The sequence below is a fragment of the Streptomyces coeruleorubidus genome, from assembly GCF_028885415.1.
GTDB classification, from domain to species: Bacteria; Actinomycetota; Actinomycetes; order Streptomycetales; family Streptomycetaceae; genus Streptomyces; species Streptomyces coeruleorubidus_A.
This window is the reverse complement of record NZ_CP118527.1, coordinates 8,349,663-8,369,934: the sequence shown is the minus strand read 5'-3', so window position 1 is coordinate 8,369,934 and position 20,272 is coordinate 8,349,663. Positions and strand designations below refer to the sequence as shown.

At 70.6% G+C, this 20,272-nt stretch carries 14 protein-coding genes and 1 pseudogene; 8 read left to right on the top strand and 7 right to left on the bottom strand.

Annotated elements, in window-relative coordinates:
- Nucleotides 1-477: 477 nt before the first annotated feature.
- Nucleotides 478-1,758: an acyltransferase family protein gene (locus PV963_RS38585; RefSeq protein ID WP_274822246.1), complete on the bottom strand. Its 1,281-nt coding sequence runs from the start codon at nucleotides 1,756-1,758 to the stop codon at nucleotides 478-480.
- Between the two features lie 134 nt (nucleotides 1,759-1,892).
- Between PV963_RS38585 and PV963_RS38580 the strand changes: the two are divergent.
- Nucleotides 1,893-2,258 (top strand): annotated as a pseudogene (locus PV963_RS38580) (excinuclease ABC subunit UvrA); the annotation flags it as partial.
- Between the two features lie 41 nt (nucleotides 2,259-2,299).
- Here PV963_RS38580 and PV963_RS38575 read toward each other — a convergent pair.
- Both PV963_RS38575 and PV963_RS38570 read right to left on the bottom strand, forming a co-directional pair.
- Entirely contained in the window at nucleotides 2,300-3,496 is a 1,197-nt protein-coding gene (locus PV963_RS38575) for an ABC transporter substrate-binding protein (protein ID WP_274821087.1), read from the bottom strand.
- A 34-nt stretch (nucleotides 3,497-3,530) separates the two neighbouring features.
- Nucleotides 3,531-3,908: a hypothetical protein gene (locus PV963_RS38570; RefSeq protein WP_274821086.1), complete on the bottom strand. Its 378-nt coding sequence runs from the start codon at nucleotides 3,906-3,908 to the stop codon at nucleotides 3,531-3,533.
- 286 nt (nucleotides 3,909-4,194) lie between these two features.
- On the opposite strand from PV963_RS38570, the gene PV963_RS38565 reads away from it, so the two are divergent.
- From PV963_RS38565 to PV963_RS38555, 3 genes are all read left to right on the top strand, one after another.
- Nucleotides 4,195-6,579 carry an Orn/Lys/Arg decarboxylase N-terminal domain-containing protein gene (locus tag PV963_RS38565; RefSeq protein WP_274821085.1) on the top strand — a complete coding sequence of 795 codons (2,385 nt, stop codon included), beginning with the start codon at nucleotides 4,195-4,197 and terminating at the stop codon, nucleotides 6,577-6,579.
- An 813-nt stretch (nucleotides 6,580-7,392) separates the two neighbouring features.
- A complete protein-coding gene (gene ddaH, locus PV963_RS38560; RefSeq protein WP_274821084.1) occupies nucleotides 7,393-8,169 on the top strand; it encodes a dimethylargininase in 777 nt (258 codons plus the stop codon).
- A gap of 191 nt (nucleotides 8,170-8,360) precedes the next feature.
- Nucleotides 8,361-9,338: an acyl-ACP desaturase gene (locus PV963_RS38555; protein ID WP_274821083.1), complete on the top strand. Its 978-nt coding sequence runs from the start codon at nucleotides 8,361-8,363 to the stop codon at nucleotides 9,336-9,338.
- Between the two features lie 414 nt (nucleotides 9,339-9,752).
- Here the strand turns inward: PV963_RS38555 and PV963_RS38550 are convergent, their stop codons facing one another.
- Entirely contained in the window at nucleotides 9,753-9,998 is a 246-nt protein-coding gene (locus PV963_RS38550; protein ID WP_274821082.1) for a WhiB family transcriptional regulator, read from the bottom strand.
- A 234-nt stretch (nucleotides 9,999-10,232) separates the two neighbouring features.
- Here PV963_RS38550 and PV963_RS38545 point away from each other — a divergent pair, with 234 nt between their 5' ends.
- Complete coding sequence (locus PV963_RS38545) at nucleotides 10,233-11,018, top strand: VOC family protein (protein ID WP_274821081.1); 786 nt, start codon at nucleotides 10,233-10,235, stop codon at nucleotides 11,016-11,018.
- 116 nt (nucleotides 11,019-11,134) lie between these two features.
- On the opposite strand, the gene PV963_RS38540 is transcribed toward PV963_RS38545, so the two are convergent.
- Nucleotides 11,135-12,172 carry a LacI family DNA-binding transcriptional regulator gene (locus PV963_RS38540; protein WP_274821080.1) on the bottom strand — a complete coding sequence of 346 codons (1,038 nt, stop codon included), beginning with the start codon at nucleotides 12,170-12,172 and terminating at the stop codon, nucleotides 11,135-11,137.
- A 105-nt stretch (nucleotides 12,173-12,277) separates the two neighbouring features.
- Nucleotides 12,278-13,255 carry a multicopper oxidase domain-containing protein gene (locus tag PV963_RS38535; protein WP_274821079.1) on the bottom strand — a complete coding sequence of 326 codons (978 nt, stop codon included), beginning with the start codon at nucleotides 13,253-13,255 and terminating at the stop codon, nucleotides 12,278-12,280.
- Nucleotides 13,256-13,444: 189 nt separating this feature from the next.
- On the opposite strand from PV963_RS38535, the gene PV963_RS38530 reads away from it, so the two are divergent.
- Both PV963_RS38530 and PV963_RS38525 read left to right on the top strand, forming a co-directional pair.
- Nucleotides 13,445-15,922, top strand: a complete 2,478-nt coding sequence (locus PV963_RS38530; RefSeq protein WP_274821078.1) for a ThuA domain-containing protein — start codon at nucleotides 13,445-13,447, stop codon at nucleotides 15,920-15,922.
- Nucleotides 15,923-15,969: 47 nt separating this feature from the next.
- Nucleotides 15,970-18,111 carry an OmpL47-type beta-barrel domain-containing protein gene (locus PV963_RS38525; RefSeq protein ID WP_274822244.1) on the top strand — a complete coding sequence of 714 codons (2,142 nt, stop codon included), beginning with the start codon at nucleotides 15,970-15,972 and terminating at the stop codon, nucleotides 18,109-18,111.
- Here PV963_RS38525 and ligD read toward each other — a convergent pair.
- Complete coding sequence (ligD, locus tag PV963_RS38520) at nucleotides 18,098-19,129, bottom strand: non-homologous end-joining DNA ligase (RefSeq protein ID WP_274821077.1); 1,032 nt, start codon at nucleotides 19,127-19,129, stop codon at nucleotides 18,098-18,100. The genes PV963_RS38525 and ligD overlap by 14 nt on opposite strands.
- Nucleotides 19,130-19,203: 74 nt before the next feature.
- On the opposite strand from ligD, the gene PV963_RS38515 reads away from it, so the two are divergent.
- Complete coding sequence (locus PV963_RS38515) at nucleotides 19,204-20,268, top strand: ATP-dependent DNA ligase (protein ID WP_274821076.1); 1,065 nt, start codon at nucleotides 19,204-19,206, stop codon at nucleotides 20,266-20,268.
- Nucleotides 20,269-20,272 lie beyond the last annotated feature (4 nt).

Below are 20,272 nucleotides of genomic sequence, written 5' to 3'. Positions count from 1 at the left end.
CGTCTGGAGTTCGGTACTGGACGGTCATCGACGACAACCTTCAGGTGGTGCCGGTCGCTGATGAGTGGCTGCGGTTCTCGAGCTTCCGCGGCGACGGGGCAAGTCCGTCGCGTCCGGCCTGCAGAACATGATCCGGGGCATGGCGCTGCTCTTGAGTCTGGCAGGAGTCGGGGCTCGGCGCCCCAACCGACGTCGATGAGGTCCGGCGAAAAATCACCGGGGTGGAACAACAGAACGTCGAGCCGAAGACGCAACTGGAAGAAATTCAGGCCGATCTCGATGCCGCCCGGACCGCTGACCGGAACTTGACCCGGACTCTGAACCAGCGCAACTGAGTACCGGTTCTGAACCGAGGACAGCGATGGCGATTCGGGCTGGCAGGGCAGGAGCGCGGGGGACGGGGGGACGAGATCAGGCGCAAGGGCGCCGGTTCCGCCCGGCCGGTTTGTGCGGAGTCGTCCCCCGGCCCTGCCGATGTCAAGGCCGGGAGCGGCGTGCCAGCTTCCGGCCCCATGTCTGGCCCGGCGCTTCGATGTAACGGTGGGTCAGCAAGCACAGCGGCAACAGCACGGCACAGAAAGCCACTTGCAGCACGAGATTGTCGCGCCGCCACCGGCCGATCGTGCCGTCGGTTACCGCCAGCAGCACCGGATGAACCAGGTAGACCGAGTAACTGATCGTTCCCAGCCCGGTCACCCAGCGCGGTATCCGTCGGCGGCGGAACGCCAGTCCGGCACCGAAGGTGAGCACGGCCAGCAGGAATGCCACGATCCAACCGCGTCGCGTGAAATGCGATCCGTCGCCGTACCAGTACGCGCTCCCCATGGCGCAGGCGACCACCACGGCGGCGGCGCACGCCGCGTACCGCCGGGCGCCCTGACCGTGTTCGGCCCGGTAGACGGCGGTGCCGAGGAACATCACGGCGAGGATCACCAGCCCCTCCCACAGGGGGACGGTGCCGTTGAACGGGACCACGACGAGTGCCAGTACCCCGCCCAGCACGCCGCCGAACACGCGAAGCGCGGGTGACCCGGCGCTCGCACAACAGATGGCGACCACCATGACGATCGAAGCAAGCGCGACCAGCGGGCCGGCGCCGACCGTGCCGGAGAGGGCAGAGGCCGGCAGCACGCTCCCTGCCATCACGCTCACGGCGGCGAGCACGGCCAGGGTGACTGCCGTCGCTGCCGACCGCTGGTGAAGGCGGACCGTGAAGAGAGCAACGACCAGCAGATAGAAGGCCATCTCATAGGAGAGCGTCCACAGGACAAGAAGGAGGTTGGGTGTCCCCAGCAACTCCTGGAGCAGGGTGACATGGGCTACGGCGACCGTGGCAGCGCTCTGACCATCGAAGTCACGAATCTCCGCGATGCCTGCCAGGTTGAGGACGAGGACCGCGGTGACGACAGCCGCCCACAGCGGGTACACACGGAATAATCGCCCGATCCAGAAAGTCCGAACACAGCCCCGGCGTTCGAGGGACGCGGGAATGATGTAGCCGCTGACCAGGAAGAACACCATGATGCCGTACCGGCTGGTGTTGAACTGCGGCATCAACTCCCGACGGAACTCCGCCATGAAGGCGTATGACGAGTGGTCGAACACCACGACGAGTGCCGCGATACCGCGCAACGCGTCCAGCCAGCCCAACCGCGACGGGCCGACCGGCGCGACGGATACGGGTAATCGTGACGGCGCGGAGGGTAATCGTTCCAGTGCAGGAGGGGTGGAGGTGGCTCTGGGGGGTTCCATGCTCATGTTCACGTGCAGTTGATCGCCGATGTTCAGTTATCTCGCATGAAATACGACAGATCAAAGAAACTGACCTGATAGTTGCGGACGATGCTCCTTCCGACGACTAAGTCCGCCATCCGGGGGTGTCTGTAAATGAGACGACCCGGAAGATCTTCGCCCGCGAGACGGGGGCCGAGGCGGGCTTGTTCAGCTTCAACTCCAGCGGCGCCTGCGGCACCTGCGAGGGCCGGGGCACCATCTACACCGACCTCGCCTTCATGGACCCGGTGACGACGACCTGCCACGACTGCGAGGGGCGGCGCTTCATGGAGGAGGTGCTGCGGCTGACCGTGCGGGGCAGCTCCATCGCCGACGTCCTTCAGATGACGGCCGAACAGGCGCTCGGCTTCTTCGACGACACGGGCGTACGGCGCCGGCTGCGCGCCCTGCGGGACGTCGGACTGACGTATCTGACGCTCGGCCAGCCCCTCTCCACGCTCTCCGGCGGCGAGCGGCAGCGCATGCACCGAGGAGCACCTGCGGCGGGCGGTGGCGGCGTCGGCCGTCACCGTGCCGGGGTGAGCTCCCCGGTGAGCGCGACGCCCGGGAGCGCCGAGTTGCTGACGACGGCGAGGCGCGGACCGCCCGGGCCGTGCTGCCACTGCCCGCCGACCAGGGGCAGCAGGGCGATGTTGGGGGTCGGTCCCCCGGTCCAGTCGAGGGTGCCGGCGATGGTGTCGAGGGTCGTGCCGGCGAGGGCCTGCGCGACGGACGCCCGGTCGGTGGGATCGGCCGCGACGGCGAGGGCGTGGTGGGCGGTCTCCACGAGGGCGTGGGCGAGGCCGAGGGGCTGGAGCCAGGCGGCGCCGGTGTCCTGCCGGTAGGCGTGGGCGAGTTCGGCGCAGGTGGTGCCGTCCAGGCTGGAGCGGTAGGGGTGGCCGGGGCTCCAGTAGACGAGGGTGGCCACGCGCGCGTCGGCGAGCTCGCCGTGGACGTCGGGGGCGGGGGTGGTGTGGGTGTGCGGGTAGGTCAGCCAGCGCGAGCAGGTGATCAGCCGCGGACGCAGCCCCGCCTGGCGGGCCTGGCGGTGGAAGAGGGCCAGGTCGGTGGCGGTGGCGGCGCTGGTGACGAGGCCGGCACCGTGCTCCCGCAGCCGCCCGACCTGTGTGCGGAAGCCGTCGGCCGGTTCCCGGTAGGCGCCGAGGTCGACCAGGGTGTGCCCGCGCGCGGACGTCACCGGGGCGAAGCCGTACCGGTCGTGGCGCAGCAGCCGGCCCTGCAGGTCGTCGTTCCACAGGCAGCCGACGGCGCCTGCGTCGTCGACGCGCTCCCACAGGTCGGCGAAGACGGCGGCGATGTCGTCCAGTCCCCAAGCGAAGTGGTACGTCCACCGGAAGCGGTGCCCGGGCTCGGCACCGCGCGCGTCGACGTACGCCTGCCACGGGAACGTGGTCGACACACAGGGGACCCGGGCCTCTTCGCAGGCGTCGGTGACGGCGGGCAGCACCCGGGTCCCGGCCATGGTGAGCACGAGGTTCGCCCCGTCGGCGTCGGCCAGGTCCCGTACGGCCTGCCGGGCCGCGTCGGGATCCGAGCGGCTGTCGCGTACGGCGACGGTCACGTCGTGGCGGCGGCCGCCGTTGCGGACGTGCGCGAGCAGGGGCGCGAGCCTGCGCAGCACATAGGACAACGGTGACCCGAGAGGGGCCAGTCGACCCGTCAGTGGTGCTACGACGCCCACACACAAGGAACTTGACGGCATCGAGGCCCCTCTCCTCACTGAATCGGTGCGGCCGTCAGTGGCCGGAACGGTCCTTGGTCACGCAGGTGGTCTCGCTGAACACCGCCACCGTCTCGTTGCCGCAGTTGTTGCTGTGGCCCGAGGCGTTCCGGGCGAAGAGCAGGTTGGACAGGACACCGCCGCTCGGGCCCGCCTGGTCGCCGCCGCCCTTGCCGTCGTCCTCGGTCACACAGGTGCGGTCCTTGAACAGCGCCACCTTGCCGGTGCCGCAGAGGTTGGCGTGGCCGGAGGAGTTCCTGCCGGAGAGGTTGGACAGCACACCGCCCGCCCCCGCGTCGCCGTCCCCGGCCTGGGCCGTGGCCATGCCGGCGGGAACAGCCATCAGCATCCCCACGATCGAGGCCACTACCGCGATACGTCGCGTGCCGTACATCTCTGTCGGTTCCTTCCACTGGATCGGTCCCGGCCGGTCCGGCCGGGATCACTTCGCCTAACGACGCCTCGGAAGATCGGCATGGGCCGCGACCAGGTGAATCATCTGCAAGACGGTTGATCAGGTACTCCGACGGGATGCCGGGTGCGCGGGCGTTGACACGTCAACATGCGATCCGTGCCGTGGACCGATGGGGTGGTTTGGCGCTCCCGCCCACCGATCACACGTGCGGGCTCGCGAAGACTGGGGTGTGGGGGTGGCGCGGGGCCAACGGGAGGGGGGCCACATGGCCGACAGCACGGTTCTGGTGGCGGTGGCGGAGGGTCCGGAGGGCGGGGGCGCGGCCGCCGGGCAGCTGGCGAGGATCGCCGAGGCGATCCGCGGGCGCGGCTTACAGGTCCGATGGGTGCTGAGCGTCGCCGACGCCGAGGCGGTGCTCAGGACCGAGGCCGGTCTCGCCGCCGCGGTGGTCGCCTGGGATCTTCCGCCCGGGCCGGGGGCCGACGGCGAACCGGGCGGTGCGGCGGTGCTGCGGCGGATCGGGCGCCGCTTCCAGAACCTTCCGGTGTTCCTGGTCATGGCGGACGAGGGGCTGCGCGACCTGCCGTTGTGGGTGTCGCAGTCGGTGGTGGGCTACGTGTGGCCGCTGGAGGACACTCCGGCGTTCATCGCGGGGCGGATCACCACCGCCGCGCTCGGCTACCAGGACGCCCTGCTGCCGCCGTTCTTCAAGGCGCTGCGCCGCTTCGACGACGCGCACGAGTACTCGTGGCACACGCCCGCGCACTCGGGCGGTGTCGCCTTCCTGAAGTCGCCCGTGGGCCGGGCGTTCCACGACTACTTCGGGGAGCGGCTGCTGCGCAGCGACCTGTCGATCTCGGTCGAGGAGCTCGGCTCGCTGTTCGAGCACACCGGGCCGATCGGCGAGGCCGAGCGCAACGCCGCACGGGTCTTCGGCTCCGACCACACGTACTTCGTGCTGCACGGCGACTCCACCTGCAACCGGGTGGTCGGCCACTTCAGCGTGACCCGCGACGAGATCGCCCTGGTGGACCGCAACTGCCACAAGTCGGTCCTGCACGGCCTGGTCGTCTCCGGCGCCCTGCCGGTGTACCTGGTCCCCACCCGCAACGGCTACGGCCTCGCGGGACCGCTGCCGCCGGCCGAGATCGCGGCGGACTCGGTGGCGGCGCGGATCGCCGCGAGCCCGCTGACGAGGGACGCCGTGTCATCGCGCGCGCAGTACGCGGTGTTCACCAACTCCACGTACGACGGGCTGTGTTACGACGCGGTCGCGGCGGCCCGGGCCCTCGCCACCGGTACTCCCCGGGTGCACTTCGACGAGGCGTGGTTCGCCTACGCCCGCTTCCACCCGCTGTACGCCGGGCGCTACGGCATGTCGGTGGACGAGGAGAGCTTCCCCGGGCCCGACCGACCGACGGTCTTCGCGACCCAGTCCACGCACAAGCTGCTGGCGGCGCTGTCGCAGAGCGCCATGGTGCACGTGAGGCCCGCGCCCCGGGCGCCGGTGGAGCACGAGCGGTTCAACGAGGCGCTGATGATGCACGGCACCACGTCGCCGCTGTACCCGATGATCGCCTCGCTCGACGTGGCCACGGCGATGATGGACGGTCCGCAGGGGCACTGGCTGCTCGACGAGGCCATGACCGAGGCGGTGCGGTTCCGGCAGGAAATGGTGCGCATCGGGCGGCGGATCGAGGCCGCCGGGGACCGGCCGCCCTGGTTCTTCGGCGTGTGGCAGCCGGGTGAGGTGACCGACCCGGAGAGCGGGGCGCGCCTGCCCTTCGACGAGGCTCCGGCGGACCTGCTGCGGACCGAGCCGTCCTGCTGGCACCTGGAGCCCGGCGCGGACTGGCACGGCTTCCCCGGGCTGACCGACGGCTACTGCATGCTCGACCCGATCAAGGTCACCCTGACCTGCCCGGGGATCGGCGCCACGGGTGAGGTGTCCGACTGGGGCATCCCCGCGCGGGTGCTCACCGCGTATCTGGGGACGCGGGGCATCGTCGTGGAGAAGACCGACAGCTACACCACGCTGGTGCTGTTCTCCATGGGCATCACCAAGGGCAAGTGGGGCACACTGCTGGACGCCCTGATGGACTTCAAGGACCTCTACGACGGTGACGCCCCCCTCGACCGGGTGCTGCCCGCGCGGGTCGCCGAGCACCCGCGGCGCTACGCCGGGCTGACCCTGCGCGAGCTGTGCCAGGACATGCACGACCATCTGCGCGAGCTCCGCCTGGTCGAGCTCCTCGACACCGCCTTCCGGCAGCTGCCGGAGCCCGTCGTCCCGCCCCAGCTGTGCTACCAGCGCCTGATCCGCGGCGGCACGGAACGGATCCGCCTGACCGACGCGCCCGGCCGGGTCGCCGCCGCCATGGTCACCGTCACACCGCCCGGCATCCCCGTCCTGATGCCCGGCGAGAGCGCCGGCGCCGCGGACGGCCCGCTGCTGCGGTACCTGACCGCGCTGGAGTCCTTCGACCGCCGCTTCCCCGGCTTCGGCAGCGAGACCCACGGAGTGGTCCGCGACCCCGACACCGGCGACTACCTGATCGAGTGCCTCCGCCCCGACACACCCGAGCGTGCCGACACCACGACGACACCGGCACAGCGAAGCGCCCCGGAGGGCGCCGAGCCGGTGGGCTGAGTCCGGGGCAGCGACGGCTTGGCCCGGACGCCCGGCCGGGTCCCGAGGCGTGACCGGGACTTGGCCCTGCCGGCCTGCGGCAGCGCGCCTGGAGGGTGTCCGCAGAGTCCCGTCGTCCGCCCGGAGGACGGGACCTGCGGGGTGCAGACCGGCCGGATGCAGGCCCGGGCCCGGAGCCCGGCCGTGTCGGCAGCGGACCGCGCCTGGAACCGGCACCCACCCGGATGCTCCGCTGAGACCCCGGTCGGGAGCCGACGGGACCAGGTGCCGCCACGGTCAGCGGCGGACCGGCCCCGCATCGGCACTCGCCCGAATGCCCACTGAGGCGCCGGGCCCCAGAACCGCCCAGGCCAGATGCAACCGGGGCCAACAGCACAGGGGCCCGGAGCAGCACCGCCAGAATCCCCACTGAAACGCCAGCCCAAAAACCGCCCAGGCCACATGTCACCCGGGCCGACAACAGACCAGCCCCGAAGCAGCACCCGCCCGAATCCCCCCACTGCGACACCCGGCCAAGAACCGCCCGGGTCCAATCCAGATCCGGCCAGGATCTACAGCCGCCCGAATACCCCGCTGACGCTCCGGGCCGGGTGCAGGCCGGACTGGCGGGCGGCCGGGGCGGAGGCCGGTGCTCACCCCGCTGCCCGCCCAGGTCAGGTGCCGCCCCGCTCCCTCCTCCCCTCCCCCGGGGGTGTCGTGTCCCGGCATCGCCCTGCATGATGGTCGGCTGACGCCCGATGGGTCCGGCCGCCCGATCCCGGAGGCTCCGTCGGCGCCGTCCAGACACGTCCCATCCGATACGGAGTCACGCTCGTGCCCAGCAAGAAGGCCCTCGTCCGCCGCCCCAGCCCGCGTCTTGCCGAAGGGCTGGTGACACACATCGAGCGGGAGAGGGTCGACGCCGACCTCGCGCTCGAGCAGTGGGGGGCGTACGTGAAGGCCCTGCACACGCACGGTTGGGAAACCGTCGAGGTGGACCCGGCCGACGACTGCCCGGACTCGGTGTTCGTCGAGGACACGGTCGTGATGTACAAGAACGTGGCGCTGATCGCCCGCCCGGGCGCCGAGTCCCGGCGTGAGGAGACCGCCGGGGTCGAGGAGGCCGTGGCCGGTCTGGGCTGCTCGGTGAACTGGATCTGGGAGCCGGGCACGCTGGAGGGCGGCGACGTACTGAAGATCGGCGACACCGTGTACGTGGGCCGGGGCGGGCGCACCAACGCCGCCGGCGTCCAGCAACTGCGGGCCGCGTTCGAGCCGCTGGGCGCGCGGGTCGTCGCCGTGCCGGTGAGCAAGGTGCTGCACCTGAAGTCGGCGGTCACGGCGCTGCCGGACGGGACGGTCATCGGGCACATCCCGAAGATGGACGTGCCGTCGCTGTTCGCGCGCTTCCTGCCGGTGCCGGAGGAGGCCGGTTCGCACGTGGTGCTGCTCGGCGGTGACAAACTGCTGATGGCGGCGAGCGCGCCGAAGACCGCGGAGCTCTTCGCGGACCTGGGGTACGAACCGGTCGTCGTGGACATCAGCGAGTTCGAGAAGCTCGAGGGCTGTGTGACGTGCCTCTCGGTGCGGCTGCGGGGGCTGTACGCCTGACAGGCCGGGCACGGTACCTGTGCGGCCCCTCGACCTGCGGATCCGGGGGCGGTGGCGCGCGTACGGGCGACACCGCTGATCAGCGGCCTTTACAGCGCTCTTAACCTACGGCATCGTAACCTACGGATACGTAGCCTACGATGCCGTAGGTTACCGCTCATCGCTCGTACGCATGTCCCCCTGGAGAGTCCATGACGATCACCACTCCCCACCTCGGCAGCCCCGCCGGCGCCTGGACCGACGCTCAGCTGCTGTACGCACTGGAGGAAGTGGTCGAGAAGGAGCTCAACCGGCATCTGCAGGTCGCCAAGGACTGGATGCCGCACGAGTACGTGCCCTGGAGCGACGGGCGCAACTTCCCCGGTCTGTTCGAGGACGGCGAGGCCTGGGACAAGGAGCAGTCGAAGGTCACCGAGATCGGCCGCATCGCGCTCGTCGTGAACCTGCTGACCGAGGACAACCTGCCCAGCTACCACCACGAGATCGCCTCGCTCTTCGGCCGCGACGGCGCCTGGGGCACCTGGGTGCACCGCTGGACGGCCGAGGAGGGCCGGCACGGCATCGTGATGCGGGACTACCTGCTCACCTCGCGCGCGGTCGACCCGGACAAGCTGGAACAGTTCCGCATGTCGCACATGAGCGAGGGCTTCGAGTCGGACAACCGGCACTCGATGCTGCACTCGATCGCCTACGTCGCCTTCCAGGAGCTGGCCACCCGCATCTCGCACCGCAACACCGGCCACCAGTCCGGCGACCCGGTCTGCGACCGTATGCTGGCCCGCATCGCGACCGACGAGAACCTGCACATGGTCTTCTACCGCAACCTCCTCAAGTCGGCGTTCGAACTCGCCCCCGACCTGACCATGCAGGCTGTGCGGGACGTGGTCGTGAACTTCCGGATGCCCGGCCACGGCATCCCCGGCTTCGAGCGCGCCGCCGCGCAGATGGCGATCGGCGAGGTCTACAACCTGCGCATCCACCACGACGACGTGCTCCAGCCCGTGCTGCGCTTCCTGAAGGTCATGGAGATCGACGGGCTGGGCGCCGAGGGACGCAAGGCGCAGGAGGAACTCGGCCTGTACCTGGGCGGCCTGGACAGCGAGGCGACGAAGTTCGACGAGAAGCTGGCCGCGCGCAAGGCCCGCATGGCGGCCCGGGCCGGCGCCTGACGGCCGACCCGGCACATACCCCCGTGAGGCCCCGACCGCCGCGAGCGGTCGGGGCCTCACGCGTGAACGACCGGCAACGCCGAAGATGCGGATCATGACGCCCGCGGGAACATTTCCGCGCCGACCGGGGGAAAACAGGTGCAGCGCCCACGCCGCCCTGCTGCAGCATCTGCCCTGCATGGGCGACGGTGGCCCTGAGCAGGAGACGTTCCAGCCGGAGTTCGGCTACGACGCGGACGACTGTTTTCCCCGCGGGCGCCGTCGACCCGAGCGGCCGGCTCAACGGGGGTCTCGACAACACCGGTTCGCTCGGCGGTGGGTGCCGGACGGTCACCTCGGCGAGACCTCACCCACCCAGGCGCCCGGCGGGCGGGAGACCGTCCCCGCTCCCGCCGGGAGGCCGGCACCCTGCGGCTACCGCGACGTACGCCGCAGCTCCAGCCGCTCCTTCTCCGACAGGCCGCCCCAGACGCCGAAGCGCTCGTCGTTGTCGATCGCGTACTCGAGGCAGGCCGTGCGGATGGGACACATACCGCAGATCCGCTTCGCCTCGCGGACCGAGCTGCCCGGCTCGGGAAAGAAGAAGTCCGCACCGGTCTGCGCGCACAGCGCCTCCTGCTGCCAGGCGAGTTCGGGCGAGGTGATCGTGTCGATGTGCATGGCCCGAGCGTCGCGGTCGGCGCAAAACGTTCGATCAACGCGGGATCAACACCGCGTTCACAGGCCACCGGCCGCCTCGATGGTCGCCCGCCGGACGAGCCGACGCACGGCGGCGCGCGGAAACATCGGAAACCTCGAAAACCACACCCCCGCGGCGCTCCGGCGGCGGTTGTCAGTGGGCGGTGCGAGACTCGGCAGAGCAGACGGACGGGCCCCTGCGCGAGGAGGGCGATCATGCTCACCACCCGTTATGTCACCGGCGCTCCGAACTGGATCGATCTCGGCACCCCCGACATCGACGGCGCCGCCTCCTTCTACGGCGGCCTGTTCGGCTGGGAGTTCCGGCCCGGCGGGCCCGAGGTCGGGGGCTACGGCTTCTTCCAGCTGGGCGGCAGGACCGCCGCCGGCGGCATGCAGACCACCCCGGAGCAGGGCCCGCCCTCCTGGACGGTGTACTTCCAGGCCCCGGACGCGGACACCACGGCGCGGGCGGCCGGGCAGGCGCACGGCTCGGTGCGGATGCAGCCCATGGACGTGCAGGACCTCGGCCGCATGGCGATCCTCGCCGACCAGGCGGGGGTGCCCTTCGGTCTGTGGCAGCCGGGCCGCAACGAGGGGCTGGACGTCGTCCAGGAGCCCGGCTCGCTGTGCTGGCTGGAGCTGTACACGGCGGACGTCCCGGCCGCTGCCGCCTTCTACCACTCCGTGCTCGGCCTGGAGACCTACGGCGTCGACTTCCCCGGCGGCACCTACACCACCATCGCCCCGGCCGGAGAGGGCGAGGACGCCATGTTCGGCGGCATCGTCCCGCTGGCCGAGGATCCGGCCGAGGAGGAGGCGCACTGGCTGCCGTACTTCGAGGTCACCGACACGGACGCCACCGTCGCCAAGGCCCGGGAACTGGGCGGCACGGTCCGCATGCCCGCCACGGACCTGCCGGACGTCGGCCGCGTCGCCAAGTTCACGGACCCGTACGGGGCGCGTTTCGCGGTGATCCGCAGCGAGCCGCAGCCGGGCTGAGGCACGTGGGCCGGACCAGCGAGCGTCTGATGGATCTCCGCGGCGTCGCGACGCCCGGCACGCCGAGAGCACGCACCGAACACCGGTCCTTCCTCCACGGAGATCCATCAGACGTCCTAAGCGGACGCCCGCCGCACCAGCGTCGTCGGCAGGACCACACTGGAGGGCGTGCCGTCCACGCCCTCCCGCGGAGTGCCGCGGTCGAGCCTCCGCAGCAGCAGGCGGGCCATCAGGCGGCCCATCTCCTCGATGTCCTGGCGGACCGTCGTGAGAGGCGGGTCGGTTTGTTCCGCGACGGGCAGCATGTCGTCGAAGCCGATCACGGCGACGTCGTCGGGGACACGCCGTCCGGCCTCGCGCAGTACGCGCAGCGCCCCCGCGGCGGTGAGGTCGTTGGCGGCGAACACCGCGTCCACGTCCGGGCAGCGGTCGAGGAGCTCGCGCATCGCCCGCTCGCCGCCGGCCGGGGTGAAGTCGGCCTCGGCGATCAGTCGTGGGTCGGCGTCCACCATGACGTCCCGGTAGCCGTCGAGCCGGTCGACGGCGGACGTCTGGTCGAGGGCGCCGGTGATGTGCGCGATCCGGCTGCGGCCGAGGCCGGCCAGGTGGCGGACGGCGTCGCGGGCGCCGCCGCGGTTGTCGCTGTCGACGTACACCACGCCGCCCCGGTCTCCGCTCCAGCCGGGCCGCCCGCCGAAGACGGTGGGGACGCCGGCCCGCTGGATCAGCTCCGGCAGCGGGTCGTCGAGGTGCAGGGAGAAGACGAGGGCCCCGTCGACATGCCCGCCGGCGAGGTACCGGCCGACCCGGGCGTGGTCGTCCCGGCCCTCCGTGAGCAGCAGCACGAGCTGGTTGTCGTGGGCCGTGAGTTCCTTGCTGATCCCGCGCAGCTGGAGCGCGAAGAACGGGTCGGCGAACACGCGGGTCTCCGGTTCGGCGACGACGACCGCGATGGCGTCGTGCCGCCGGGTCACCAGGCTGCGGGCCGCCTGGTTGGGCACGTACCCGAGCTCCTCCACCGCCTTGCGGACCCTCTCGGCGAGGATGTCCCTCACCCCGTCGCCGCCGTTGACCACGCGCGAGACGGTGGCCCGCGAGACACCGGCCCGGGCGGCCACGGCCTCCAGGGTGGGACGCGGCGCTGTGTCGGTCACTTCGGGGGCTCCTCACCTGCGGTTGCGGATCAGGATAGCCCCGGTGGCGGACTGTGGTGAGAGCGCTCTCCCGCTTGCCGGAGAGCGCCCATGCGCACGCGCCCGTCAGTGTTCGTGGCCGCCCCCCGGCGGCTCCTGGCCGTGCTCGTGCGGGTCGTAGCCCGGAATCGTCCCGTCCGGCTTCTTCACCAGGAACAGTCCCACCATCCCCATGTCGGAGTGGCTCTGCACATGGCAGTGGTACATCCAGGCGCCGGCGCCGACCCCCTCCCCCGCGATCACCTGGAATCCGAACGAGTCGGCCGGGCCCGTGATCTTGTTGTCGATGACCTGGCTGGGGTCGTCGGGGCCGGTCAGCATGCCGGTGCGGTTGTCCGCCCAGCGGTGACCGTGCATATGGAACGTGTGGTAGAACTCGCCGTGCGTGATCACGATGAACTCGACGCGATCCCCCACGGTGGCCTCGAAGTTCGGCCCGGAATGCGGCGGCCTGTTGTTGATGAGCATGTCGTTGAAGACGACCGTGTGCGTGCGGTCCGGCAGGACGTCGCCCTTGCGGCGGACGATGACCGGGCCGTAGAGGCCCTTCTGGAGCCCCTGCGTGCCGTGGTCCGTGCCGACGACGTGGTCGTGGTAGTGCCAGTAACCCGCGCTGCCCGCCCGCCAGGTGCCGTCCCGCCGGCGGCCGGGGGCGTGGGTGCGCCAGGTGTAGGTGCGGGTGCCGCCCGGCTCGACGTGGCTCCGGTTCAGCTTCGTGCCGTCGCTGGTGATCTCGTAGTCCAGGCCGTGGACGTGCAGGCTCACCGCCACGTCCATGGTGTTCTCGAACTCGACGTGCAGCGTGTCGCCCTCGTTGAGCTCGATGAGCGGGCCGGGGACGGTCGCCTTGCCCTTCTCCAGGCCGTAGCCCATCTGTCCGTCGGCGAGCTTCTCCGCGTACAGCTTGATGCGTCTCACCTCGCCCCCGGCCGGTGCCGTCTTCGCCGGTCCGTCCGCGCTGATGGCCTCCGGCGCCATGGACAACGATGTCGCGACGGCTGCGCCGCCCAGCAGTACGCGCCGGTTGAAGCTGCGTCTGTCCATGCGGAACTCCCCACCCTGGTAAGGCTTTTACGGAGACGTACCTGTGATGAACCCGTGAGACGGTACCGGCCACTCTCCTGTTTATCCACACTCAAGACAAAGTTGGGCCCGTCCCGGTCATAGGTATTGGCGAGACATGCAAAGGGGTTTAGCTTCCTTGGCGGTGTTGCTGTGACCGAGGAGGTGCCCATGCACTTACGAGGGTTGAGCAAGGGAAGACGTGTCTGGGCGGCCTCGATGGCCGCCGCAGCCGTGACCGCCGGACTCCTGTCCGGGCCAGCGGCGAGCGCGCGCCCGCATCCGGAGCCATCGCTGACAACGATGTCGATCAAGTCGCCCCCGGGCGGCGCGAACGTACGAGTGCTGATCTTCCACGGTTCCGCGGCCGGGGAGGAGTCACCGGTGGTGAACGCCGGGATCGAGGCCATCGAGGACATCGGGCTGTCGGGACCGGCGAACCGCCGCTTCAAGGTCCAAGCCACCGACGACGCCACGGTGTTCACCGACGAGACGAAACTCGGCCGCTTCAACGCGATCGTGTTCCTGACCGGCGGGGGCGACGTCCTCGACGCGGAGCAGGAGGCGGGCCTGGAGGCGTACATGGAGGCCGGCGGCGGGTTCGTCGGCATCCATGACGCGGCGCGCGCGGAGCCGTACTCGGACTGGTTCACCGGACTGGTGGGCGCCCGCCCGGCCGCGTCGAGCCCCGCGGCCGGGCAGCGTGCGACCGTCGAGGTGGGGGACCGCCGGCACCCGGCCACCAAGGACGTGCCGGTGCAGTGGAAGCGCCCCGACAAGTGGCTGAACTGGGTGAAGAACCCCTCGGGTGACGTCCATACGGTGGCCCGGGTCCGGGAGTCGACCTACCAGCCGGGGACGGGCGCCAACGGCTGGGATCATCCGGTCAGTTGGTGCCGTGACTACGACGGCGGCCGCTCCTTCTACACCGGCATGGGCGGCACGGTGTCGTCGTACGACGAGACCGACTTCCGTGCCCATCTGCGCGGTGCGCTGATGTGGACGACCCGGCTGGAGCAGGCCGACTGCAAGGCGACCATCAACGCCAACTACGCGGCGGAGCGGCTGACCAAGCCCAACCAGCCTGGGCAGAACGACCAGATCGGCGAGCCGCACGGGCTGGTCACCGCGCCCGACGGCCGGGTGTTCTACATCGGCCGGGGCGGCGCCGACTCCTCGCAGCCCGTGGTCACCGACTGGAACAACCCCGACATCGGCAAGGGCAAGGGCGAGATCCACGTCTACGACCCGAAGACCAAGCAGGTGACCCTGGCCGGTGCGCTGACCGTCTTCGGCAACAAGGGCGGCGGCGACGAGCTGGTCAAGGTCGAGGAGGGGCTGCTCGGGATCGAGCTGGACCCGGAGTTCGAGCAGAACGGCTGGGTGTATCTGCACTACACGCCCCACAGCCAGATCAACCGCGACACGCGGATGGCCGAGCGGCGCGTCTCCCGCTTCACGCTCGACCAGGCCACGAACAAACTGGACCTGAGCAGCGAGAAGGTGCTGCTGAAGTGGCCGGTGCAGATCCACAGTTGCTGCCATTCGGGCGGCGGGATGGCCTGGGACTCCAAGGGCAACCTGTACATCGCCACCGGGGACAACAACTCCAGCGGGTTCAGCGGCGGTTACTCGGGCAACAACCCGCAGCCGAACTACAAGGGCGTCTCCTTCGCGGACGCGCGCCGCACGGCCGGCAACACCAACAACCTCAACGGCAAGATCCTGCGCATCCACCCGGAGCCGGACGGGACGTACACGCTCCCCGAGGGCAACCTCTTCACCGGGAAGGAGACCGACGAGGGCGGCGGCAAGACCCGCGGCGAGATCTATGTGATGGGGGTCAGGAACCCCGCCCGTATCTTCGTCGACAAGTCGACCGACGTCCTCTACGCGGGCTGGGTCGGCCCGGACGCGAGCGCGCCCTCGACGACCTGGGGTCCGGCCAAGTACGACACGTTCGCCGCCATCACCGAGGCGGGCAACCGGGGCTGGCCGTACTGCATGGGCAACAAGCAGCCCTACCGGGACCGCAATCTGCCGGACCCGTCCCAGCCGCTCGGCTGGTACGACTGCGACCGTCCTAAGAACGAGTCGCCGAACAACGACGGGCTGGTCAACCTGCCGCCGGTCACCGGCAACAACATCTGGTACTCGCCGCAGGGCGGCGCGCCGGACTACCCGCGGGACGCGAACGGCGTCCCGTCGTACAAACCGGAGGAGGCGACGTACCGGCTGCCCTGGCTCAAGGGCGGCGGGCAGGCCGCGATGAACGGGCCGGTCTACCGGTACGACACGGTCGCGGCGGACAGTGCCGTCAAGTGGCCGGCGTACTGGGACGGCAAGTGGTTCGTCGGTGACTTCTACGACGCCGACCAGCCGCGCAACGCGGTGCTCATGGACCCGAAGACGCAAGGCGGCGGCGGTCTGCCGGTGCACTCGGAGTCGCTGAAGAAGATCGTGCCGGTCGGCAACGACGGCATCAGGAACCTCATGGACTGGAAGTTCGGTCCGGACGGTGCGCTGTACGTCCTCGACTACGGCCGCGGCTTCTTCACCTCGGACTCCAAGTCGGCCCTGTGGCGGGTCACCTACAAGGGCGGCGGGCCGACCCCGGCCGTCGGCCAGTTGGCGAGGGGAACCGAGTGATCCGGCAACGAAGAATCTGGGCCGCCCTGCTGGCCGCCCTGCTCGTGATGCTCGGCGTGCAGGCGATGCCCGCCGCCGGGCAGACGCAGGCGCCGGCCGCCGAACAGGTCCTCACCTGGACGGCCGGCAACGACATCGACAAGTACCTCTCGGCCCCGAAGACGGCGGTCGCCGGCACCGCGACGATCGTGTTCGACAACAGCGTGGCCGCCGGCAACACCACGGGCATGCCGCACACGCTGACGTTCGTGACCAGCGATCCCGAGTTCAACAACGATGTACAGCTCAACATCCTGGCCAATCCGAACGACGCCCAGGGCGGCAAGCACACCGCCCAGGTCACGCTCACGCCCGGCCGGTACTTCTACCACTGCACGATTCCCGGCCACGGCCAGATGCAGGGCATCCTCGAGGTGACCGAGGGCACCGGCGAGGACACCACGGCGCCCGAGGCGTCGGCGCACGTGAGCGGGACGCAGAACATGCAGGGCGAGTACGTCGGTTCGGCGAGCGTGGCGGTCCACGCCACCGACGAGGGCGGCTCCGGCGTCGAGAGGATCGAGTACGCGATCGGCGACGCGGGTGCCTGGCAGCCGTACACCGCGCCGGTCGTCGTCGACCAGGTCGGCGCCCACAAGGTGCGCTATCGCGCCTTCGACAAGGCGGGGAACGTCTCCGCCGAGAAGAGCGTGCAGTTCACGGTGGTGGCGCCGCAGTCGGACGACACGACCGCGCCGGAGACCTCGGCGACGGTGAGCGGCGAGCGCGACGCCGACGGGGCGTACATCGACATGGCGACGGTCACCGTCTCCGCGTCCGACACGGGCTCCGGGGTGAACACGATCGAGTACGCGGTCGGCTCCGGCGCGTGGCAGCCGTACACCGCGCCCGTGATGGTGCACCAGGTGGGCGAGCACACCGTCCGCTACCGCGCCACCGACAAGGCGGGCAACGTGGCGGCCGAGAAGAGCGTGCGGTTCACGGTCGTGGCGGCTCCGCCGCAGGACACAACCCCGCCGGTGACGGGCGTGACCGTGGACGGCACGAGGAACTCCGACGGGGCGTACGTCAACAGCGCCCGGGTGACCGTGACGGCGACCGACGCGCACGGCTCGGGCGTCGAGAGGATCGAGTACTCGCTGGACGGCGGGCCGTACCTGGCGTACACGGCTCCGGTCGTGGTCGACCGGGCGGGCGCGCACACCGTGGCGTACCGGGCGACGGACAAGGCGGGCAACACCTCGGCGGCCCTGACGGTGGCCTTCACGGTCGTCTCCGGCCAGGTCCCGGCGCCGGACTGCCCCGAGTACGACGAGCGGTTGACAGTGATCGTCGGCACGGTCGACTCCGGAGTGCGCAACCGGGTCACCGACAACCGCTGCCGGATCGGTGAGCTGATCGAGGACGAGAAGGAGTGGACGTCCCACGCCCTGTTCCTCAAGCACGTGACGTCCGTCCTCGACCGTCTGCTGAAGGAAGGGGTCATCGACCAGCGGGAGTACAACGCGATCCGCAAGGCCGCCCGCCAGTCCGGCATCGGCAAGCCCGGGCAAACCGAGGGCTATCGCGCGATCTTCGACGGCAGCGCGGAGTCCTTCGGCAAGTGGCAGCAGGTGGGCGGCGGTTCGTTCGGGCTGACCTCGGACGGGACGATCACCTCAGGCACCACGAAGCCCGGCCTGGGCATGCTGTGGTTCCCGCAGCGCAAGTACGGCGACTTCTCGCTGCGGCTCCAGTGGCGTGACGACGCTCCCGGCACCGGCAACGCCAACTCGGGCGTCTTCGTGCGCTTCCCGTGGGTCCACGACCACCCGGAGGAGTCCCGCCCGGAGTGGGTCGCCATCAAGTACGGGCACGAGGTGCAGGTGCTCGACCGGCCCGACGGCGACATGTACAAGACGGGGTCGGTCTACGGCTTCGACCGCGTGGGGCTGGCCGGCGCGGGCGTGACGCAGAAGGGCACCTGGAACGACTACGAGATCCGTGTGGAGGGCCAGCACTACTCGGTGTTCCGCAACGGCGTGCTGATCAACGAGTTCGACAACACCGGCGGTCAGGAGTTCACCCCGCCCCGCTCGGACGACCCGGGCACGGACGGGCGGCGGTTCGCCTCCGGCTACATCGGGCTCCAGGTGCACGGCACGACGGACGTGGTCTCGTACCGCGACATCCGGATCAAGGAGCTGTAGGCCCTTCGGGCGTCTTCCTGGCCCTGCTCGGCTGTACCCGCCTCGGTTCCCCCGGCATCTTCGGATACTCGGGCGGGTACGGCAGGTCTCCCAGCCCGTGGTCGTGTTCGTCGCGGCGGGCGAGGTCGAGCAGGGCCTCCAGGGAGAAGCGGTGGTCGTCCATGTCCGCGTGCACGTCGCCGAGTTCGGCGAAGCGCCCGGGCATGGTCGCGAGGTCGAAGTCGCGGGGGTGCGCGACTCCCACCTCGTCCCAGCGCAGGGGCGCGGAGACGGGGGCGTGCGGGCGGGGCCGTACGGAGTAGGCGGAGGCGATCGTGCGGTCGCGTGCCGTCTGGTTGTAGTCCAGGAAGATGCGCTTGCCCCGCTCCTCCTTCCACCACTTGATGGTCACCTGCTCCGGCATCCGCCGCTCCATCTCCCGGCCGACGGCGATGGCGGCGCGCCGGACCTGGGTGAAGGTCCAGCGCGGTTCGATGGGCACGAAGACGTGCAGGCCCCGGCCGCCGGAGGTCTTGGGGAAGCCGCGCAGGCCGCCGAACTCGTCGAGCACGGCACGGAGTTCGTGGGCGGCGCGGACGGCGTCCTCGTAGTCGGTGCCGGGCTGCGGGTCGAGGTCGATGCGCAGTTCGTCCGGGCGGTCGACGTCGTCGCGGCGTACCGGCCAGGGGTGGAAGGTGAGGGTGCCGAACTGGGCGGCCCACACCACGGCACCCACCTCGGTGGGGCACATCTCGTCGGCGCTGCGGCCGCTGGGGAAGGTGATGTGCGCGGTCGGGATCCAGTCGGGCATGTTCTTCGGGGCCCGCTTCTGGAAGAAGTTCTCGCCGGTGACGCCCTCGGGGTAGCGCTCCAGGGTGGTGGGCCGGTCGCGCAGGGCGCGCAGGATGCCGGGGCCGACGGCCAGGTAGTAGCGGGCGAGGTCCAGCTTGGTGAAGCCGCGCTCGGGGAAGAAGACCTTGTCCGGGCTGGACAGCCGTACGGTCCGGCCGCCGACCTCCAGTTCCACCGCTTCACCCATGCGAGCCACGGTAGGCGTGCCCCGCGCACCTCGCACGTCGGGCGCACCTGAACATATGGGCGCAGAATCAGACCATGGATCTGCCGGTGATGCCCCCTGTGCTGCCGATGCTCGCCAAGTCCGTGGCGGCGATCCCGGCGGGCATGCAGTACGAGGCGAAGTGGGACGGGTTCCGGGCGATCGTCTTCCGCGACGGGGACGAGGTCGAGCTCGGCAGCCGTACCGGTAAGCCTTTGACCAGGTATTTTCCCGAGCTGGTGACGGCCGTGCGGGAGCGGTTGCCGGAGCGCTCGGTGGTGGACGGGGAGATCGTGATCGCCAGGGAGGGGCGACTGGACTTCGACGCGCTGACGGAGCGGATCCACCCGGCGGACTCGCGGGTGCGGATGCTGGCCGAGCGGACACCGGCCTCGTTCGTCGCCTTCGACCTGCTGGCGCTGGGGGACGAGTCGGTGATGGACGTCCCGCTGACCGACCGGCGGGAACTGCTGACCAGGGAGCTGTCGGGCGTGACGGCGCCGGTGCACCTGGCTCCGGCGACCACCGACATCGAGGTGGCGCGCAGTTGGTTCGAGCAGTACGAGGGGGCGGGCCTGGACGGGGTCATCGCCAAGCCGCTGACCGTGCGCTACCGCCCGGACGAGCGCGCCATGTTCAAGATCAAGCACGAGCGGACGGCGGACGTGGTCGTCGCCGGGTACCGCCTGCACAAGAGCGGCCCCGTGGTGGGCTCGCTGCTGCTCGGCCTGTACGACGACCGGGGCACCCTCCAGCACGTGGGCGTGTCCGCCGCGTTCCCGATGAAGCGGCGCGCCGAGCTGGTGGAGGAGCTGGAGCCGCTGCGCATGGACGAGGTCGAGGGGCATCCGTGGGCGGCCTGGTCCGACGAGGCGGCGCACGAGAAGGCCCGGCTGCCCGGGGCGCCGAGCCGCTGGTCGGGCCGCAAGGACCTGTCGTGGGTGCCGCTGAGGCCGGAGCGGGTGGCGGAGGTGGCGTACGACCACATGGAGAACGGGCAGCGTTTCCGGCACACCGCCCGTTTCCGCCGCTGGCGCCCGGACCGGACCCCGCAGAGCTGCACGTACGCGCAGCTTCAGGAGCCGGTCCGCTACGACCTGGCGGAGATCTTCGGGGCCTGAGGAC

Bases quoted from the DNA above. Each gene is read 5' to 3' on its own strand.
- PV963_RS38525 (WP_274822244.1), top strand. From the start codon at position 15,970: ATGCTCGGCGTGCAGGCGATGCCCGCCGCCGGGCAGACGCAGGCGCCG.
- PV963_RS38555 (WP_274821083.1), top strand. From the start codon at position 8,361: ATGACGATCACCACTCCCCACCTCGGCAGCCCCGCCGGCGCCTGGACC.
- PV963_RS38530 (WP_274821078.1), top strand. From the start codon at position 13,445: ATGCACTTACGAGGGTTGAGCAAGGGAAGACGTGTCTGGGCGGCCTCG.
- ligD (WP_274821077.1), bottom strand. From the start codon at position 19,129: ATGGGTGAAGCGGTGGAACTGGAGGTCGGCGGCCGGACCGTACGGCTG.
- PV963_RS38515 (WP_274821076.1), top strand. From the start codon at position 19,204: ATGGATCTGCCGGTGATGCCCCCTGTGCTGCCGATGCTCGCCAAGTCC.
- PV963_RS38575 (WP_274821087.1), bottom strand. From the start codon at position 3,496: ATGCCGTCAAGTTCCTTGTGTGTGGGCGTCGTAGCACCACTGACGGGT.
- PV963_RS38585 (WP_274822246.1), bottom strand. From the start codon at position 1,758: ATGAGCATGGAACCCCCCAGAGCCACCTCCACCCCTCCTGCACTGGAA.
- PV963_RS38550 (WP_274821082.1), bottom strand. From the start codon at position 9,998: ATGCACATCGACACGATCACCTCGCCCGAACTCGCCTGGCAGCAGGAG.
- PV963_RS38535 (WP_274821079.1), bottom strand. From the start codon at position 13,255: ATGGACAGACGCAGCTTCAACCGGCGCGTACTGCTGGGCGGCGCAGCC.
- PV963_RS38545 (WP_274821081.1), top strand. From the start codon at position 10,233: ATGCTCACCACCCGTTATGTCACCGGCGCTCCGAACTGGATCGATCTC.
- PV963_RS38570 (WP_274821086.1), bottom strand. From the start codon at position 3,908: ATGTACGGCACGCGACGTATCGCGGTAGTGGCCTCGATCGTGGGGATG.
- PV963_RS38565 (WP_274821085.1), top strand. From the start codon at position 4,195: ATGGCCGACAGCACGGTTCTGGTGGCGGTGGCGGAGGGTCCGGAGGGC.